This is a genomic window from Methylobacterium platani, from assembly GCF_001653715.1.
In the GTDB taxonomy this organism is placed as follows: domain Bacteria; phylum Pseudomonadota; class Alphaproteobacteria; order Rhizobiales; family Beijerinckiaceae; genus Methylobacterium; species Methylobacterium platani.
Genome location: NZ_LWHQ01000008.1, coordinates 71,609 through 88,651, shown reverse-complemented (window position 1 = coordinate 88,651; position 17,043 = coordinate 71,609). Strand labels below are relative to the sequence as shown.

Below are 17,043 nucleotides of genomic sequence, written 5' to 3'. Positions count from 1 at the left end.
CGCACCGCGACCCTCGTGCCGGCGACCGGGACCGGCGCGGTACAGTCGAGCCGGATCGTCGATACTGGACGGTCCGATGCCGTTTCCCGTCGATCCGGGCGATTATGCGGTCATTAACCTTATTACATACCGCAATACACCGCCGGATCGAATGGCAATGGCCGAATTTTGTCGCGTCTCGTCATGCGAGGCACTGCGGTACGACACTCCGGCGTTTACCCGCGACTCACGTTTTCCTGGGATTATACGGAGGGCGGCCGGCAGGGGTGGCGGGGTTTGTTCGTGCGTTGCTTCAAGCTCCTGCTGCTGGCCGGATTGTCCTGGGCCTCGCCGGCCGCTGCCGGGACGGCCTGCCGGCCCGACGCGCTCGGCACCGCGCGCACCCTCGAAGTGCCGTTCGCGCAGGGGCCGGTCGGCCGGGCGAGCTACGGGCGCACCCTGCCGCTCGCGCCCGGCGAGGTGGTGCTGACCTTCGACGACGGGCCGCTGCCCCGGCGCACCGCCGCGGTGCTCGACGCGCTCAGGGCGGAATGCGTCAAGGCGACGTTCTTCGTCATCGGCAGCATGGTGGCGCAGTTCCCCGACACCCTGCGCCGGACCGCCGCCGAGGGCCACACGATCGCGACCCACACCTGGTCGCACCGCTACCTCGACCGGGTCCGCAGCGCGGCCGTGCGGCGCGACCAGATCAACGGCGGCCTGGAGGCCGCCCGCGCCGTGCTGACCGGGGACGCGCCGGCCCTGTCGCCGTTCTTCCGCTTTCCCGGCCTCGGGCACAGCCCCGCCCTCGACGGCTACGCCGCGGCGCAACGGCTGCTGCCGTTCAGCATCGACGTCGACGGCGACGACTGGAAGCGGATCACCCCGGCGGCGGTGCTGGCGCGGGTGCTCAAGCGCCTCCACGCGGCGGGAGGCGGGATCATCCTGCTCCACGACATCCAGCCCCGGACCGTCGCGATCCTGCCGGAGCTGCTGCGCCAGCTGAAGGCGCGGGGCTACCGCGTCGTCCACGTCGTGCCGGCGCGGGCGGACACGCAGGCCGCCCTGGCGCGCCTCGACGCGCCGCAGGCGAGGCCGATCCGCCTCGCCCTCGACCGGCTCGGCACCCGCATGGGGCGCCTGGCCGCCCGCGCCCCGGCGGACCCCGGGGAGCGCCCGCTCTTCGCCGGGGATGCTCCGCTCCTCCTGCGGGCGGGCCTGTTCGAGGACGCGCCCGCGCCGCCGCGCCCGGTCCCGGACCAGAGCCGGGCCGGCGAGACCGCCCGCATCGTGCGGGTGGCCGCCGTGTCGCCGCCGCCGGGCGGCGGCGGGTTCTCGGTCGTCGCCGCCGCCCCGGCGGCAGCCGGCTTCCGCTCCGTCGCCGAGGCACCGCCCGCGCGATGACCCCCGCCCGCCCATCACCCGCCCGGACAACCCCTACGATGCGACGCCTCGGCCGGCTCCTGCCCGCGCTCCTCCTCTGCGGTGCCGGCGCCGCCCACGCCATGAGCGCCGACGAGTCGCCGGCCGGCTGGTGGGCGCCCACCCTGCGGGACTGCGCCGATCCGGCGAGCCCGCGGGCGTTCGAGATCCGGCTGAAGCCCGCCGCCGAGGCGCGGCTCACGGCGCACGACCTGCGCTGCCGGATCGACAAGGTCTCCGATACGGCGATCGGCTACCGCCTCCACATGCGCTGCACCCGCCCGGCCGGGGATCCGGGCGACGATGCCCGCGCGGAGGCCCGGCAGATCGTCGTCGACGCGATCGGGCCGGTGACCATGCGGGCCGACGGGCGCCGGGTCTACCGCTGCCGCTCCCGCCCCGCCGCCTCCGCCGCGCCGGCGCCGGGCAACGCCGCGGCGACGGCGCCGGCCCTGCCGCTGCCGGACGCACCGCTGCGCCTGACCGCGCTCGCCCCCGAGGCGGCACCCGCGCCGGGTCCCGCGCTCACGCCGGGTCCTGCGCCGACGACAAATCCTGCGGTCGCGCCGAGCGCCGCCGTGCCGGGTGCCGCCGGCGCGCCCGATCCCGCGCCGGTCCCGGACGCGCCCGTGCGCCTCGCCGCGCGTCCCGCCGAGTTGCTGCCGCCCCCTCCCGCGCCGGAGCCCGCCGCTCCCGGCCTTGCCGCGCCGGGTTCCGCCGGACCGCGCCTCTCGCCGTCCCCGGTCGCCCTGCCGGCGGTCCGGCGCGCCAAGGTGATCGGCTATCCCGGCGCGCACGGTCCCGGCACCATCGTGGTCGATACCGCAGCGCGCTTCCTCTACCTCGTGCGCGGCGACGGCACGGCGTTGCGCTACCGGGTGGCGGTCGGCCGCCCCGGCACGACCTGGAAGGGCGTCGAGACGGTCACCGCCAAGCAGGAATGGCCGCAATGGACGCCGACGCCGGAGATGCGCCGCAGCCGGCCCGGCCTGCCGCGCCACGTCGCCGGGGGACCGCGCAACCCGCTCGGGGCCCGGGCGCTCTATCTCGGCTCGTCGCTCTACCGCATCCACGGCACGACCGATCCCCGCTCGATCGGGCGCGCCGCCTCGGCCGGCTGCTTCCGGATGCTGAACGAGGACGTCATCGAGCTCTACCGGTTCGTGCCGGTCGGGACCCGGGTCGAGGTGATCTGACACGCTTTGCGGTCGATCGCTTCGCGACGCGGAGGGCGGCTTCGCCCGGGCGTGTGACGCCTGCGGCTTCACCGGGCGGGCTGGTCATGCGGCGTCCGAACGGATCGGCCGGAAGCCGTACGGCGCCTCGTTCCATCCGCCGGCCCGCGAGAACGACGGCGTCCCCGACGCATCGCATCCCCGCCGGCCGGTCGAGGTCCCGGTCGGCACGATGGTGATGCCGCCGTGAAGCCCGATCCTCGCCGACGGCACCCCGGCGACGCTGCGGAGGTCGCTGCGGCGCATCGCGGCGGTCCGGGTCGCGCGTCGTTCTAGACCGGCAACGCGAAGACCACGCCGACGCGGCCGCGCCGGCACCACGTCACCCGGCAGCGGCGCATCACGAACTCGCCCGAAACGGCGAGGGTGAGCATGTCGGGCATCGCGGTGCCGGCCGGAACGGCGAGCGTGGCACCGGCCGCCGTCATGTTCACTATCAGACATTCCACCGCCGGCGACGGCGCATCGAAGATGATTTCCCCGCGAGATCCTGCAGGTCCGCCCGGTTGTGCGGAAAACAAATTCATACTCGGGCCTCGGACCTCGACGGAGAGCAATTATTGCTCAAATTAGTCGTCGGCGGCCAGAGGGAATCGATCGGAGGTTCTAGGCTCAAGGGCCTAAGGCGCCGGCCGGCATCCCGCAATCGCCCCGGCCAGGCTCGATCGCCGCTGCGTCCGCGGCTTCGGGCACGAGACCCGAGCGGGAATGCCGCGCTCCGGCCCCATCCCGGATTGATGCCGCAGGGAAATGCCCCAGATGGACCGCGACGGGATGAGCGGGGGCTTGCGGGCGGTGACACGATGCGCGAGCGGGCGGGCGCCCGCATGATCCTGCACCCGGTCCCGGGGCCGCAGCGCCGGGTGTCGGGCGTGCGGCGGCTGGCGTCCGGCCTGCGGCGCTCGTTCTCGGAATTCCTCGGGCTTCCCGTCCTGATCGTCGCCGCCTTCGTGGTCCTTGCCGGCGCGATCGACCGGCTGGACAACGACGCCGGGCCGCGCAGCGCCTGGAGCCCGCTGCGGCTCTTCCTCAGCCAGTATGTCGGCGACACCCAGTCGGCGATCAGCATGCTGTCGACCATCGCCGGCAGCCTGATCAGCGTGACGTCGATCACCTTCTCGATCCTGCTGCTGGCGGTGCAGCAGGGCGCCGCCACCCTCAACTCGCAGATCGTCGACCACTACCTGCGCCGGCGCGCCAACAGCGCCTGGTTCGGCTTCTTCGTCGGCGTCTCGCTGTTCGTCCTCATCACCCTGGTCCAGACCACCCACACGACCGCGCCGGTCTTCGGCGTGATGAGCTCGACCCTGCTCGGTGCGGTGTCGCTCGTCGCCCTGGTGGTGCTGATCTACACCACGATCGACCAGACCCGGCCCGCCACCGCCATCGCGACGATCCGGGAGGCGGCCCTGGCGGCCCGGGCCTGCCAGCTCCCCCTGCTGGCGGCGAGCGCCGAGCCCGTCGGCGCCGGCCCGGACGGCGTCCCGATCCCCGCCGCGACCGGCGGCTATTTGGCCCGGATCGATGCCGGAGGGCTGGCCCGCGCGCTCGATTCCCATCCGGGCCGGACCCTGGCGCTGCCGGTCCCGGTCGGGCGCTTCGTGCCGCCGGGGAGCGCGGTCGCGGTGCTGACCGGGCCGCCCGCCGATCCCGCCCTCGTCGCGGCGATCCGCGCCTGCCTGGCGATCGAGGAGCAGCGCGACGTGGCGCACGATCCGGCCGTCGGCCTCGACCACATCGCGACGATCGGCTGGACGGCGATCTCGACCGCGCGCTCGGATCCCGCCGTCGGGGCGATCGCCGTGCACGCCCTGCAGCGGCTGCTGCACGCATGGGCGGCGCCGGCCCCCCGCGCCGCGACCTCGCGGATCGTCTACCGCGACAGGCTGCCCGACCAGGTGCTCGACGCGATCGAGAGCCTGATCGTCGCGGCGGCGGAATCGCGCCAGCACCAGAGCCTGGCGCTGATCCTGCGCGCCCTGGCGCTCAGCCTGCCGGTGCTGCCCGACCGCCAGCAGGACGGCATCGCGCGCCTGGTCGCCACCGTGGCGCCGTCGCTCGCGAGCCACCTGCCGACCCGGATGCTGCGCGAGGATACGGGCCTCCTCGTCGCGGCGTTCCGCCGTGCCGGGCGCGACCGGTCGGCCGACCACCTCTCGGAGATCCTGGCCCATGTCGTGCGGGAGAGCCGGGACGGCGTCGCCGACCCGTCGTGACCGGCCGCGACGGACGTCCCGCTCACGCGCGCACGGCGCCCGCCGCCGGCGGTTCGCAGCGCCGGTCGCGATACGAGGGTCTTGCAACCTTGAGTCGATCCGGGGGCGGAGCCGCGACGGGGGGCGGGTCGAGGCGGGAAGCAATGCCGTTGACGAAAGGCCGGGTGCTTTCGCAGTCTTGACGAGGAGTTCAATCGCCTGCAAATATTTTGGGTGCTGGCAAAATCACGGTCCTGATTGTATCATTTGATATCTTTGCAAGAGCTTAATATCGTCCGGAATCACAACCTCTGATTAGTCCTCTGCGACAGCGGGGTCGGCATGCGCGTCATCGAAACCCCGCCTCCCGGGGCGCCGTCGCTTCCCGATGGAACCGGGCTCCCTGATCATGTCGGAAGCTGGCATTGGGATGTGGCGGAGAACCGCCTCTACGTCGACGAGGTCGCGGCCCGCCTGTTCGGGCTCGACCTCGCCACGGCCGGTGCGGGGGTGCCGATCGAGGCTTGCGAGGCCGGCCTCCATCCGGAGGATCGGCCGTGGGTGTCGGCTCTCCTGCGCCGGAGCGCCGCGGCCCTGGGCTTCGTCGAGACGGAGTGCCGTACCGGCCCGCCCGAGGGCGACGTGCGCCGCGTGATCGTGCGGGGCCGCTTCTCCCACGATGCGGAGGGACGGCCGCGGCGCGGCCAGGGCCTCGTCCTCGACGTCACGGACCGCCGGGACGCGGCGGGCATCGCGGCCGCGCCGGTGGACCCGGACGGCCACGTGCTCGAACGCGCGGCCGACCAGTGCCTGGCGCTCCGGGCGACCCTGGCGACGGCGAGGCGGCCGTTCCTGCTCAAGCTCGCCGACATGCTGCTGATGGAACTCGGGCACGAACTGGCGGCGCTGGTCAGGGACACGCGGCGCGGGCGCCTGAGCTGAGCGGCCGGGGCGCCCTCCGGCTCTCCGACGGCGCCGCTGCGTCCGCGACGACGCGGCCCGCGCGTCCTCGGACGCGGCTCTAGCCGAGCCGCCGGGCGAGCGCCCGCCCGAAGCTCACGAGCAGCAGGTCGACGACCTGGCGCAGCTCGCTCCTGTCTCCCGGGTCGAGCCGGTCGATCGCCTCGCGGGTCGCGATGGCCTGGGCCGCGGCCCGGTCGAGCAGCGACCCGTCGATCGGATCCTCCTCGATCAGGAAGAAGGCCCGGTCCTCGGCGTGTCCGTCACGCTTGCTGTCCGTGATGTCGATGACGATGCCGCGCCCCATCATGTCGCCCGTGAGGGGATCGCGCTCGTAGCGCCCGCGCGCCAGGATCCATCGGGTCGTTCCCGGCCTCGGGCAGGTGCGGTACTCGACCACGAACAGGCCGCCCTGCTCGCTCATTCCGGCGAGCCGGTCGCGGACCATCTCCCGGTCGTCCGGGTGGATCGCGTCGACGAACTGCGCCAGAGGCAGGCCCCGTCCGGCCGCGCGGGCATCGAGGCCGAACAGGGCTGCCGTCGCGGCGTCGGTCGCCGTCACGCCCCTGGCGACGTCGGTCTCCCACGTGCTCACTTGCGAGGCGGCGAGCGCCCCCAGGACGAAGCTGGGCGCCACTTGCAGCACAGTTGATCGCATGCCGTCCCCCCCGGATCCCCCGCCGCGTACTGGTACGTTTTACCCAATCGACTTGGTTGCAGGTGTTGATATGGAACGCGAGGATGCGCAACCACTGAGCGATTGAGCCGCAGGGTGTCCGTGTGCGACGCGGGAGAAAAGGACCCAGGTGGTTCGCGGCGTCCTGTCGCATCCGCGTTCCGGCGGAGGGGACGGCACTGGCCGGGATCTCCGCGGATCCGGTTCGGCGGCGACGAACTACCGATCGGTTTTCGCGAGCCGGCAGAGCCGCTGTCCGACCTGAGCAGCATAGTGCCGGTCGAACACGCTACCTGCACACGCTACCTGCAATTGCGTCGTCGATGCGCGTATCACTCCAGATCAGTCCGGCGGGGATGCTTCGGCGGCGGCCGCGCATCCTCTGCTGTGCGCCACCTCACCTAACCCGATCAGCCAGTCCGATCGCTTGGCGGGATATGCCGGGTTGCGGTATTGATGCAGATCAATGCGGAGATCGATTGGGAAACGCATTCTCTCGGCGCAACGTGAGCTCGGGCATGCCCCACCACCTCATCCGCAAGCTCGATCGATACGCCGGCCTCTCCGCGGACGACAAGGAGATGCTGCAGCGGCTGGTCTGCGACGTGGCCTGGGTCGCATCCGACCACGACCTGATCGACGAGGGCGCCGCGCTCCGGCAGGTCGGCGTGATCCTGGACGGATGGGCCTGCTGCTACAAGCAGATCGAGGACGGGCGCCGCCAGATCGTCGCCTACCTGATCCCCGGCGACCTGTGCGGCACGCCGCCGGTCTTCCCGAGCATCGTCAACTACTCGGTCGCGACCCTGACCCCGGTCCGCGTCGCGCAGATCCCCGCCCACGCGCTGCTGTCGGCGATGGACAAGTCCCCGCGCATCACCCGCGCCTTCTGGCTCGACCTGCTCGCCTCCTTCGCCATCCAGCGCGAATGGACGGCCAATGTCGGCCTGCGCACGGCCCGGGAGCGGATCGCGCACCTGTTCTGCGAGATCGTCACCCGCCTGCGCGCGGTCGGGCTGACGACGGCCGACGGCTGCAACCTGCCGCTCACGCAGGAGGATATCGGCGAGACGGTCGGGCTCTCGACCGTCCACGTGAACCGGACCCTGCAGGAGCTGCGCGCCGCGGGGCTGATCTCGCTGAAGCGCCAGCAACTCGTCATCCCCGATTTCGCCGCCCTGCGGGCCGTCGCGCATTTCGACAGCACCTATCTGTGCCGTTCCCGCCTGGAGGCCGACGCCGATCCGCCGCCGGCCGCGATGGCCGGCTCCGCCGTCCCGGCGTGAGGCGCCCCGTCACCAGCCCATCGTGCCGGGCTCGCCCTTGAACGGGCCGACGACGCGGCCGGTGATCCAGCCGCCGTAGAAGCCGCCCGGCTGGGGGACGACGCGCTCCTCGCCGACGAAGCAGGCCTCCATCGGCCCGGCATAGAACGCGACGTGGCCGGCGAGCGCCGCGAAGGCCGCGTCCGGCCGCGGATAGGCCCAGGCCGCCCGCGCGGCCCGCAGCCGCGGCCCGACGACGTCGAGATAGACCGCGCGGCCCTTCCACTCGCAGACCGAGCCGCCGCCGGCCGGCACGACCGCGCCGGGCCGGATGTCGTCCGGGTGCAGGTAGTAGGTCGGCGGGTGCGACGTCTCCAGGACCCGCCACCCCCGCACCGTGTCGGCGATCGTGGCGCCGTCGAAGACGACGCGCAGGCGCTCCGGCACCGGTTCCAGGCGCGGCGGGCGCGGATAGTCCCAGACGCTCTCCTGGCCGGGGCCGACGGGATCGGGGTCCGGATGTCCGAACGGCATCGTCACTCTCCTGCCTCACCGGTCGTCGATCTTCGTCGCGACGCCGCCACGATGTGGTGATGCGTAGGGCGCGCGGCGACAGCTCGCGCTTGCCAGCTGGGCCGTATGGCGGCAGGGTCCGCATCGCACGGACGTTCGGTGCGCGGATGCTGGTGATCCCTCACGTCGAACGGCACGACAGGGCAGGTCCGGAACCATGATCGTCGAGAACGCAATCGCCGAGGCCGTGTCGCCGACGCAACGGGTCGAGCGCCTCCACCGCCGGTCCTTCCTGCTGGGCTCCGCCGCGAGCCTCGGCGCGCTCGGCCTTGCCGGCTGCGCGACCTCCGACGGCCTGAGCCTCGCCGAGGTCTCGGCGCTCTACGGGCCGGTGCCGACCGAGAGGTTCCCGATCCCGGCGGTCGACATGAGCAAGGTCGACCCGAAATACTACCGGCGCACGGTCCGCTACGACACCCGCGAAGCGCCCGGCACGATCGTCGTCGATCCGGGCCAGTACTACGTCTACCGGATCGAGGAGGGCGGGCTCGCGACCCGCTACGGCGCGAATGTCGGCCGCGACGGGTTCCGCTGGAGCGGCGACGCCTATGTCGGGCGCAAGAGCGAGTGGGCGACCTGGACGCCGCCGCGGGAGATGATCAAGCGCCAGCCCGAAGCCGCCAAGTACGCCCGCGGCATGCCGGGCGGCCTCGACAACCCGCTCGGCGCCCGCACCCTGCACCTCTACCAGAACGGCGCCTACACGCTCTATACGATCTACGCCAGCAGCGACCCCGAGACGATCGGCTCGGGCATCACCAGCGGCTGCGTCGGCCTCCTGAGCCAGGACATGATCCACCTCTACAACCGGACCCCGGTCAAGACGAAGGTGGTGGTCCTGCCGGCGTGAGGACGCCGGCTCACCGCGCCAGCCGGTAGCCCGGCACCGTCCCGATCCGCTCCGCCAGCATCGCCTGCACCCGGTCGAGCCCGTCGACCGGCAGGGCGGCGCTGACGGCGAGGCAATAGACCTCCCAGCCGACCGGGACGAAGCCGAGGCCGAAGCGCTCCGCCGCCGCGCGGGCGCCCATCCCCGCATCGGCGGCGCCCGAGGCGATCACCGCCGCCACCGCCTGGTGGGTGAATTCCTCCAGCCCGTAGCCGACGATCTCGTCGGGCCGGATCCCGGCCTCGGCGAGGAGCCGGTCGAACCAGTCCCGGGTGCCCGAGCCCTTCTGGCGGTTGACGAAGCGGGCCCGCGTGGCGCGCAGAGCCGCCGGGGTCGCGAGGCCGAGCGGGTTGCCGGCGGCGACGAGCAGGCCCTGCTCGCGCTCGAGCAGCGGCCGGATCCGGACGGCCGGGTCGGCGACGAGGTCGGAGAAGGGCGGCCCGGCCGCCGCCGGCCCGACCGCCCCACAATGGAAGCCGGCCGCATCGGCGCGCCCGTCGACGAACCGGATCACCGCGTCGCGACTGCCCATCACCGCGACCTCGGCCTCGCCCCACTCCGCCAGCACCTCCATCAGCAGGGGATCGTGGCTCGCCGCCAGGGTCAGGCGGCGCGGGGCATCGAGCAGGGCGGCGAGGCGGGCCTGCAGCGCCCGCTCCTCGCGGGCGAGCGGACCGGCCAGGCCCTCCGCGGCGGCGGACAGGGCCTCGTGCAGGGCGGCGCCGGTCCCGGTCAGCGTGGTGCCGTGGCCGCGGGTCTTGCGCACCAGTTGGTGGCCGGTCTCCGTCTCGAGCGCGCGGACGCGCTCCCAGGCGGCGCGGTAGGACAGGCCGATCTCGGCGGCGGCGCCCTGGACCGAGCGGGTCCGGGCGACCGCCCGCAGCAGCGCCAGCGTGTCAGCGACGGCGATGCGCGCCCGGCCGATCCGCAGAACCCCGCCGAGCCCGAGTTCGACCGCCGGCTCGCCCCCGGCAGCGGACGTGCCCCCGGCAGGGGCCTCTCGAGCAGGAGCCGCCTGAGCAGAAGCCTCTTGGACGGGTGTGGTCATCGCGGGCGCATCCCGTCATCCTCCGGCCGGGAGCGGGCCTACCCGAAAAGGCCCCCTCCCGCATCGGCAGGATACAGCATATTGATGCCGCCGAAACGGCATCGTACCGCCGATGCATCGCCTCGGCATCGCGCGTGCCGGCAAGGCGGACCCCGCCGAGGGACGCAAGGACCGCACGATGCATCCGGAGCTTCTCCGCCCGAACCGGGATCCGGCCCGCACCCCGCTCCGCCTGCCGGCGATCGCCGCGCCCGAGGCGCAGGAGCGGCGGCGGGAGGGCCGGGCGTGCCGGCTGCCGGCGGACTGGATCCACGACGGTGGCCTGCGCGCCTTCCGGGCCGATGCCGGCCATCTCGGCCGCTCGATCGCGGCGCTGAAGCTCTACCTCGCCCTGGTCGTCAGCCAGGACGCCGCGCCGCCCGCGGGCGAGCCGGGGTCGATCCTCCTGTCCTACGAGCGGATCGCCGCCCTGTCCGGGCTCTCGGACCCGCTGATCTGCGCCGGCAAGAAGGCGCTGGTCGAGCGAGGCCTCGTCACGACCTGCGGCGAGCGGCCGGGCGGCACGATCGCCTATCGGCTCGCCGGCCTCGGCCCCGCGGCCGGCGCGGCGCACCTCCTGCACGCCGGGCCGGACGGGGCCGGCATCGCCGCCCTGCACGGCCTGACCTGCCGCAAGGCCCCGAACCTCGCGGCCCTGAAGACCTACCTGCTGCTGAATGCCTGCGGCAGCGATCCCGACGGGGTCGTGCCCCTCGATGTCGACGCCGCGGCGGATCTCACCCAGCTCAGCCACGTCAAGATCCTGGCCGCGCTCGCGGCTCTGCAGGGTCTCGGGCTCGTCGACACGCTCCCGAGCCCGGCGCGCGCGGCCGAGCGGCCCCGGCTGCGCCTGCTGCCGCTGCGGTGATCCGCGGGACGGACCCGCGCCGGTCCGGCTCCGCGCCATCGATGCAGCCGCGGGGCGGCCCGGCGCCCCCGGTCTCCGATCGCATCGCCGGCCCGGCCGAAGGCGGCTCGCGGTATAGCCATCGACGACCGCGCGGGGCGCCGCCCTACCGGTCGGCCCGGTGCGCCACCACGCCGACGAGGGCGACCGCCAGGGCGAGGCCTGCGCCGATCAGCGGCAGCCGGCCGTAGCCGACGCCCGCCGTGATCGCGACGCCGCGGAGCCAGGCGCCGAGCGCGTTGCCGAGGTTGAACGCGCCCTGGTTCACCGTCGAGGCGAGGTTGCGGGCGCCGTCGGCGGCGGTGAGCACCCGCATCTGCAGCGGCGCGACGAGCGCGAAGGCGAGGATGCCCCACAGGCCGATCAGCGTCGTGGCGGGCACCAGCGCGGCGCTCGCCGGCACCAGCGCCAGCTGCACCGCGACCAGGGCGAGCGCGATGCCGATCACCGAGGGCATCAGCCGCCAGTCGCCGAGGCGCCCGCCCAGCCCGTTGCCGAGCGTCAGCCCGACGCCGAACAGCAGCAGCACGCCGGTGATCGCCGACGGCGTCGCGCCGGCGGTCGCGGCCAGCATCGGCGCCACGTAGGTGAAGACGCTGAACAGGCTGGCGGAGGCGAGCACGCTGAGCAGCATCGCGAGCACCACCTGGGGCCGGCGCAGCACCCGCATCTCCGACAGGAGGCTGCCGGATTCGTGGGGGAGGCGGCGCGGCAGCCAGGCGAGCAGGGCGGCGGCGGCGACGAAGCCGATCCCGACCACGGCCCAGAACGTCGCCCGCCAGCCGAGGGCGTGGCCGAGCGCGGTGCCGAACGGCACGCCGAGCACGTTGGCGAGGGTGAGCCCGGTGAACATGACGGCGATCGCGCTCGCCTTGCGGTGCGGCGGCACCAGATCCGCCGCCACCACCGAGCCGAGGCCGAAGAACGCCCCGTGGCACAACGCCGTCACGATGCGGGCGAGCATCAGCAGGCGGTAATCGGGGCTGAGCGCGCAGAGCGCGTTGCCGAGGATGAACAGGCCGACCAGCACCAGCAGCGCCCGGCGCCGGTCGAGGCGCGACAGCAGCACCGCCACCACCGGCGAGCCGAAGGTGACGCTGAGCGCGTAGCCGGAGACGAGCAGGCCGGCCGTCGGGATGCCGACGCCGAGATCGGCCGCCATCTCGGGAAGCAGCCCCATGATGACGAACTCGGTGGTGCCGATGCCGAACGAGGCCGCCGCCAGCGCCAGGAGGGCGAGGGCCGCGGATCGCCCGCCCGCCGCCGCGCCGGCGCTGTGATCGAGGGTATGCTGCATCGCCGTCCTCACTGCTGCATTGCAGCATAGAACGGGAGGCGCCCCGGGGTTCAGCCCCGGCACCGCATGGCTGGCCTGCGGCGGCTTGGCAGGCCTGAGGCGGCTTGGCTGACCTGCGGCGCCCCTGGCCGGCCTGCGCCCCGCTTACCGCAGGGCGGCGCGCGGCCCGGTGCCGGCGGGCAGCGCCGCCAGGGCGTCGCGCACCGTCGCCTCGGTCAGGATCTGCGGCAGCACCGCGACGCCGCCGCGCCCGTCGTAGAGCAGGTAGAGCGGCACGCCGGAGCGGCCGTTCGCTTCGAGCACCCGGGTGATCTCCGGGTTCTGGTTGGTCCAGTCGCCCTTGAGCTGCGCGATGTCGTGCGCCTTGAACGCCTCGCGCACCGCGGCCGCCCGCAGGGTGGCGCGGTCGTTGACCTGGCAGGTGATGCACCAGGCCGCCGTCATGTTGACGAAGACCGGCCGGTGCTCGGCCAGCAGCGCGTCGAGCCGGGCCCGGCTGAACGGCTCGATCCCGTCGGCGGCCGCCACTGCGACCGGTCCGGCGCGGTCGCGGTCGAGGGCGACGAGGAGCCCGGCGAGCCCGACGAGGCCGAGGAGCACGGCCGCCTGCGCGCTCCGCCGCGCCAGCGGCCCGGCCATGCGCCCGCGCTCGATCGTCCAGGCGCAGAACCCGACCAGCACGAGGCCGGTGAGCCCGGCCATCAGCCCGGTCGGGCCGACCTGCTGGCTCAGCACCCAGACCAGCCACGCGACCGTGAGGTAGAGCGGGAAGGCGAGGATCCCCTTCAGGGTCTCCATCCAGGCGCCGGGCCGCGGCAGGCGCCGCAAGCCGGCCGGCCACGCCGCCAGGAGGGCGAAGGGGAGGGCGAGGCCGAGGCCGAGCGCCGCGAAGACCGTGAGCGCGACCGCCGCTCCCTGCGTCAGGCCGTAGCCGACCGCCGCCCCCATGAACGGCGCGGTGCAGGGGGTGGCGACCACCGTCGCGAGCACGCCGGTGAAGAACGAGCCCTCGAGCCCGGCCCGTCGGGCGAGCCCGTCGCCGAGCCCGGCCGCCCGTCCGCCGAGGTGCCAGACGCCCGACAGGCTGAGGCCCATGGCGAGCAGCCCGTAGGCGAGGCCTGCCACCACCAGGGGCGATTGCAGCTGGAAGCCCCAGCCGATCTGCGCGCCGCCGGCCCTGAGCGCGATCAGCAGGCCGGCGAGGCCCAGGAAGGTCGCGAGCACGCCGGCCGCGTAGGCGAGGCCGTGCAGGCGCACCCGGGCCGGGCTCTCGCCGGAATGCCGCACCAGGCTCAGCACCTTGATCGACAGGACCGGGAAGACGCAGGGCATCAGGTTGAGCAGCAGCCCACCCAGGAAGGCCAGGAGCGCCGCGTGCCACAGGCCTTCCGCCTCCCCGGTCGCCGCCGGTGCGGCGACCGGGGTCGTGACGGCGGGCGAAGCGGCGGCGGGCGCAGGGGGGGCCGCGTCGCCGAGCGCGTAGGCGCGGCGGACCGGGCCGGATTCGGTGTCCTCGGTGAGGGTCAGGACGCCGTCGGCCCCCGGCGCCGGCGCGTCGGCGGCGGCCTGGCTGCTGCGCTGCAGCCGCAGGTGCAGGCCCGCGCCGTCGCTCGTCGCGACCTGCGCGGCGGCGTGCTCGAGGGCGGTCTCGGAATAGGGGAAGAACGCGACGTCGCGGGCCTTCAGCCCCGGCGCCGCGATGTCGAGCACCGGCGTCCCGCTCTCCTGCCGCAGCCGGACCGGCCAGGGCGCGGGCACCGGCAGGCGCGCGCGCTCCTGCGCGAACAGGGCGGCCGCGCGGGGATCGGGCCGCGGGCTGGTGCCGGCGGGCGCCACCGGCAGGCTCGTCGCGAGGCTGGCCTCGCCCGGTACGCATTCGCGCTCGCAGACGAGGTAGGAGACCTTGGCCCTGAGCGAGACCGGGCCGGGGCCGAGCGTCGCCGGCACGGCGACCGGCACCGTCAGCAGCACCTCGTCCTCGTAGCCGAAATTCATCAGGTCGCCGACCGGGATCCGCTCCGGCGCCGGCCACGCGACCGCCCCCGCCGAGAAGCCCGCCGGCAGCGACCAGGCGATTTCCGGCGGCAGGCCGGAATCGCCCGGGTTGCGCCAGTAGACGTGCCAGCCCGGCTTCATCGTCAGCCGCACGCCCGCGGTGAGCGTGGCGCCCGGCGCGACGGCGCTCTCCTCGGTGACGAGCTCGGCCCGGACGAGGTCGGCGTATTTCGAAGGGCGCGGCGCCTGCGCGGCGACGGGACCGGCGCCCCAGAGAGCGAGAAGCGGGACGAGCAGGCGGGCGAGGCGGCGAGCGGGCATGGTCTCCGGGTTACCCGGACTCTGCGGCGCTGGCGAGGCCGGGCGGATCGCGTTCGCGTGAAGCGCTCGGGGCTCGACCTGCGGGAACGCGCCAGGGCGGCGGGTCGAGGGCAGCCGCGAGCGCGTCGAGGAAGCGGCGGGTCCGGGCGGCGCGGGCGCGGCGGGGCGCGCCGAGGAGCGCGACCACCGGCGCTTCCGGCAGGGCGTAGTCCGGAAGGAGGCGGACGAGGCGGCCGGCCCGCAGGTCGTCGGCGACGTCCCATTCCGAGCGCAGGATGACGCCGCGCCCGGCGAGCGCCCAGCCGCGCACCACCTCGCCGTCGTTGCTCGACAGGCGCGGCTCGATCCGCACCCGCTCCTCGGTGTCGCCGCGCTGGAAGCGCCACAGGGTCACGTCCTCGTCGTTCTCGCGAAGCGCGATGCAGGCGTGCGAGCGCAGGTCCGCGGGCGCGGTCGGCGGCGCGCGGCCCGCGAGATAGGCGGGGGCGGCGCAGACCACCCGGTCGTTCGGGGCGAGGCGCCGGGCGATCAGGCCGGGCGCCGCCTGGGCGATCCCGCCGACATGCACCGCGAGGTCGAACGCGCCCTCCGGCATCCCGCCGAGGCGGTCGGAGAGGGTGAGGTCGATCGCGACGTCCGGATGTGCCTCCTGGAACGCCGCCGCGACCGGGGCGACGTAGGCCCGCCCGAAGCCGAGCGGCGCGACGACCCGCAGGTGGCCGACCACCCGCCCGCGCCGGGCGGCGAGCGCCTCGTCGAGGTCGCCGAGGGCGTCGAGGACGGCGCGGCCGCGTTCGGCGATCAGCTCGCCCTCGTCGGTGAGCGCGAGGTGGCGCCCTGTCCGGTCGACGAGGTGCACGCCCAGCCGCTCCTCCAGGGCCCGCAGGCGCTGCGTGACCGCCGGCGCCGACACGTCGAGGGCGCGCGACGCGGCGGCGAGCGAGGGCGCGTCGGCGATGGCGAGGAAGAAGCGGAGGTCGTCGGTGCCGAGCATTAAGTTGTAGCTTAATGCAGGAGGCAGGCGGCGTTAATGGCGCACGGGGCCTCTCCCGTGCTTCCTGCGCGCTTCATGCCCCGCGACGGGAGGATGCCCGCGATCATGGCCGACACGCTCGACACCCTGGCGACCCCCTGCCTGCTCCTCGACGAGGCGCGCCTGCGCACCAACGCCGAGCGGATGCGCGCCCACCTCGCCGGTCTCGGCGTCGCCCTGCGGCCCCACCTCAAGACCGCGAAGTCGATCGACGTCGCCCGCATCGCCATGACCTCGCCGGAGGGCCCGGCGATCGTCTCGACCCTGCTGGAGGCCGAGTACTTCGCGGCGGGCGGCGTGCGCGACATGATCTACGGCGTCGGCATCGCCCCGGCGAAGCTGCCGCGGGTCGCGGCGATCCGGGCCGGCGGCGTCGACCTCGCGATCATCCTCGACAGCCTGGAACAGGCCGACGCGGTGGCCGACCATGCCCGGGCGAGCGGCGATGCCGTGCCGGTGCTGATCGAGGTCGATGCCGACGGCCACCGCTCCGGCGTCGCGCCGGGCGACCGCGACACCCTGGTGGCGATCGGCCGCCGGCTGGTCGAGGGCGGCGCGACCTTGCGCGGCGTCATGCTGCATGCCGGCGACAGCTACTCCCTGCGCGATCCCGTGGCGCTCGCCGCGGCGGCGGAGAACGAGCGGTTCGCCGCGGTGACGGCGGCGGGCGCCCTGCGCGCGGCGGGCCTGCCCTGCCCGGTGGTCAGCGTCGGATCGACCCCGACCGCGCGCTTCGCCCGCGACCTCACCGGAATCACCGAGGTTCGGGCCGGCGTCTACATGGTGGGCGACCTGTTCCAGGCCGGGGTCGGCTCGGTCGCGGTCGGGGACATCGCCGTCTCGGTGCTGGCGACCGTGATCGGCCATCAGCGCGCCAAGGGCTGGATCATCGTCGATGCCGGCTGGATGGCGATGTCGCGCGACCGCGGCACTGCGCGCCAGGCCGTCGACCAGGGTTACGGCGTGGTCTGCGACCTCGCCGGCCGGCCCTACCCCGATCTCCTGGTCGCCGACGCCAACCAGGAGCACGGCATCGTGGCCCTGCGGGCGGGCTCGGCGGCGGCCCTGCCGGACCTCGCGGTCGGCGCCCGGATCCGCATCCTGCCGAACCACGCCTGCGCGACCGGCGCCCAGTACGACCGCTACCACGTCCTCGACGGCGAGAACCGGGTGACGGCCGTCTGGCCGCGCATCAACGGCTGGTAGGAC

At 74.3% G+C, this 17,043-nt stretch carries 16 protein-coding genes; 8 read left to right on the top strand and 8 right to left on the bottom strand.

Annotated elements, in window-relative coordinates; genetic code table 11:
• Nucleotides 1–282 precede the first annotated feature (282 nt).
• A complete protein-coding gene (locus A5481_RS03835) occupies nt 283–1,383 on the top strand; it encodes a polysaccharide deacetylase family protein (protein WP_197514136.1) in 1,101 nt (366 codons plus the stop codon).
• A 38-nt stretch (nt 1,384–1,421) separates the two neighbouring features.
• Complete coding sequence (locus A5481_RS35825) at nt 1,422–2,597, top strand: L,D-transpeptidase (protein WP_064503785.1); 1,176 nt, start codon at nt 1,422–1,424, stop codon at nt 2,595–2,597.
• Nucleotides 2,598–2,681: 84 nt separating this feature from the next.
• Here the strand turns inward: A5481_RS35825 and A5481_RS03825 are convergent, their stop codons facing one another.
• Together A5481_RS03825 and A5481_RS33240 are read right to left on the bottom strand one after the other, a co-directional pair.
• On the bottom strand, nt 2,682–2,882 hold the full coding sequence (locus A5481_RS03825) for a hypothetical protein (RefSeq protein WP_048435525.1): 201 nt from the start codon (nt 2,880–2,882) through the stop codon (nt 2,682–2,684).
• Between the two features lie 26 nt (nt 2,883–2,908).
• Nucleotides 2,909–3,064 (bottom strand): hypothetical protein, encoded by a 156-nt coding sequence (locus A5481_RS33240; RefSeq protein WP_156311964.1) that lies wholly within the window; start codon nt 3,062–3,064, stop codon nt 2,909–2,911.
• Between the two features lie 375 nt (nt 3,065–3,439).
• Here A5481_RS33240 and A5481_RS03820 point away from each other — a divergent pair, with 375 nt between their 5' ends.
• Both A5481_RS03820 and A5481_RS03815 read left to right on the top strand, forming a co-directional pair.
• A complete protein-coding gene (locus tag A5481_RS03820) occupies nt 3,440–4,852 on the top strand; it encodes a DUF2254 family protein (protein ID WP_048435526.1) in 1,413 nt (470 codons plus the stop codon).
• 411 nt (nt 4,853–5,263) lie between these two features.
• A complete protein-coding gene (locus A5481_RS03815) occupies nt 5,264–5,773 on the top strand; it encodes a PAS domain-containing protein (RefSeq protein WP_053082481.1) in 510 nt (169 codons plus the stop codon).
• Between the two features lie 79 nt (nt 5,774–5,852).
• Here A5481_RS03815 and A5481_RS03810 read toward each other — a convergent pair whose 3' ends face one another.
• On the bottom strand, nt 5,853–6,428 hold the full coding sequence (locus A5481_RS03810) for a PAS domain-containing protein (RefSeq protein WP_245239006.1): 576 nt from the start codon (nt 6,426–6,428) through the stop codon (nt 5,853–5,855).
• 557 nt (nt 6,429–6,985) lie between these two features.
• Between A5481_RS03810 and A5481_RS03805 the strand changes: the two genes are divergently transcribed.
• Nucleotides 6,986–7,753, top strand: coding sequence for a Crp/Fnr family transcriptional regulator (locus tag A5481_RS03805; RefSeq protein ID WP_048435528.1), 768 nt, complete (start codon nt 6,986–6,988; stop codon nt 7,751–7,753).
• A gap of 9 nt (nt 7,754–7,762) precedes the next feature.
• Here A5481_RS03805 and A5481_RS03800 read toward each other — a convergent pair whose 3' ends face one another.
• Nucleotides 7,763–8,266, bottom strand: a complete 504-nt coding sequence (locus tag A5481_RS03800) for a DUF427 domain-containing protein (protein WP_048435529.1) — start codon at nt 8,264–8,266, stop codon at nt 7,763–7,765.
• A 196-nt stretch (nt 8,267–8,462) separates the two neighbouring features.
• Between A5481_RS03800 and A5481_RS03795 the strand changes: the two genes are divergently transcribed.
• Nucleotides 8,463–9,155: a L,D-transpeptidase gene (locus A5481_RS03795; protein WP_048435530.1), complete on the top strand. Its 693-nt coding sequence runs from the start codon at nt 8,463–8,465 to the stop codon at nt 9,153–9,155.
• 10 nt (nt 9,156–9,165) lie between these two features.
• Here the strand turns inward: A5481_RS03795 and A5481_RS03790 are convergent, their stop codons facing one another.
• Nucleotides 9,166–10,242, bottom strand: a complete 1,077-nt coding sequence (locus tag A5481_RS03790; protein WP_082173281.1) for a substrate-binding domain-containing protein — start codon at nt 10,240–10,242, stop codon at nt 9,166–9,168.
• A 112-nt stretch (nt 10,243–10,354) separates the two neighbouring features.
• Between A5481_RS03790 and A5481_RS03785 the strand changes: the two genes are divergently transcribed.
• A complete protein-coding gene (locus A5481_RS03785) occupies nt 10,355–11,149 on the top strand; it encodes a hypothetical protein (protein ID WP_053082482.1) in 795 nt (264 codons plus the stop codon).
• Nucleotides 11,150–11,294: 145 nt separating this feature from the next.
• On the opposite strand, the gene A5481_RS03780 is transcribed toward A5481_RS03785, so the two are convergent.
• The 3 genes from A5481_RS03780 to A5481_RS03770 form a co-directional block, all read right to left on the bottom strand.
• On the bottom strand, nt 11,295–12,485 hold the full coding sequence (locus A5481_RS03780; protein WP_048435531.1) for an MFS transporter: 1,191 nt from the start codon (nt 12,483–12,485) through the stop codon (nt 11,295–11,297).
• A 144-nt stretch (nt 12,486–12,629) separates the two neighbouring features.
• Complete coding sequence (locus A5481_RS03775; protein WP_048435532.1) at nt 12,630–14,801, bottom strand: protein-disulfide reductase DsbD family protein; 2,172 nt, start codon at nt 14,799–14,801, stop codon at nt 12,630–12,632.
• A gap of 10 nt (nt 14,802–14,811) precedes the next feature.
• Nucleotides 14,812–15,795, bottom strand: coding sequence for a LysR family transcriptional regulator (locus A5481_RS03770; protein ID WP_048435533.1), 984 nt, complete (start codon nt 15,793–15,795; stop codon nt 14,812–14,814).
• Between the two features lie 105 nt (nt 15,796–15,900).
• On the opposite strand from A5481_RS03770, the gene A5481_RS03765 reads away from it, so the two are divergent.
• Nucleotides 15,901–17,040, top strand: a complete 1,140-nt coding sequence (locus A5481_RS03765) for a DSD1 family PLP-dependent enzyme (protein WP_245239007.1) — start codon at nt 15,901–15,903, stop codon at nt 17,038–17,040.
• The last annotated feature ends 3 nt before the right edge of the window (nt 17,041–17,043 follow it).

What these genes read in the sequence shown, in the direction of transcription:
- A5481_RS03790 (WP_082173281.1), bottom strand. Translation starts at nt 10,242, where the DNA reads ATGACCACACCCGTCCAAGAGGCTTCTGCTCAGGCGGCTCCTGCTCGA.
- A5481_RS03800 (WP_048435529.1), bottom strand. Translation starts at nt 8,266, where the DNA reads ATGCCGTTCGGACATCCGGACCCCGATCCCGTCGGCCCCGGCCAGGAG.
- A5481_RS03770 (WP_048435533.1), bottom strand. Translation starts at nt 15,795, where the DNA reads ATGCTCGGCACCGACGACCTCCGCTTCTTCCTCGCCATCGCCGACGCG.
- A5481_RS03825 (WP_048435525.1), bottom strand. Translation starts at nt 2,882, where the DNA reads ATGCGCCGCAGCGACCTCCGCAGCGTCGCCGGGGTGCCGTCGGCGAGG.
- A5481_RS03805 (WP_048435528.1), top strand. Translation starts at nt 6,986, where the DNA reads ATGCCCCACCACCTCATCCGCAAGCTCGATCGATACGCCGGCCTCTCC.
- A5481_RS03785 (WP_053082482.1), top strand. Translation starts at nt 10,355, where the DNA reads ATGCATCGCCTCGGCATCGCGCGTGCCGGCAAGGCGGACCCCGCCGAG.
- A5481_RS33240 (WP_156311964.1), bottom strand. Translation starts at nt 3,064, where the DNA reads ATGACGGCGGCCGGTGCCACGCTCGCCGTTCCGGCCGGCACCGCGATG.
- A5481_RS03795 (WP_048435530.1), top strand. Translation starts at nt 8,463, where the DNA reads ATGATCGTCGAGAACGCAATCGCCGAGGCCGTGTCGCCGACGCAACGG.
- A5481_RS03775 (WP_048435532.1), bottom strand. Translation starts at nt 14,801, where the DNA reads ATGCCCGCTCGCCGCCTCGCCCGCCTGCTCGTCCCGCTTCTCGCTCTC.
- A5481_RS03765 (WP_245239007.1), top strand. Translation starts at nt 15,901, where the DNA reads ATGGCCGACACGCTCGACACCCTGGCGACCCCCTGCCTGCTCCTCGAC.
- A5481_RS35825 (WP_064503785.1), top strand. Translation starts at nt 1,422, where the DNA reads ATGCGACGCCTCGGCCGGCTCCTGCCCGCGCTCCTCCTCTGCGGTGCC.
- A5481_RS03820 (WP_048435526.1), top strand. Translation starts at nt 3,440, where the DNA reads ATGCGCGAGCGGGCGGGCGCCCGCATGATCCTGCACCCGGTCCCGGGG.
- A5481_RS03780 (WP_048435531.1), bottom strand. Translation starts at nt 12,485, where the DNA reads ATGCAGCATACCCTCGATCACAGCGCCGGCGCGGCGGCGGGCGGGCGA.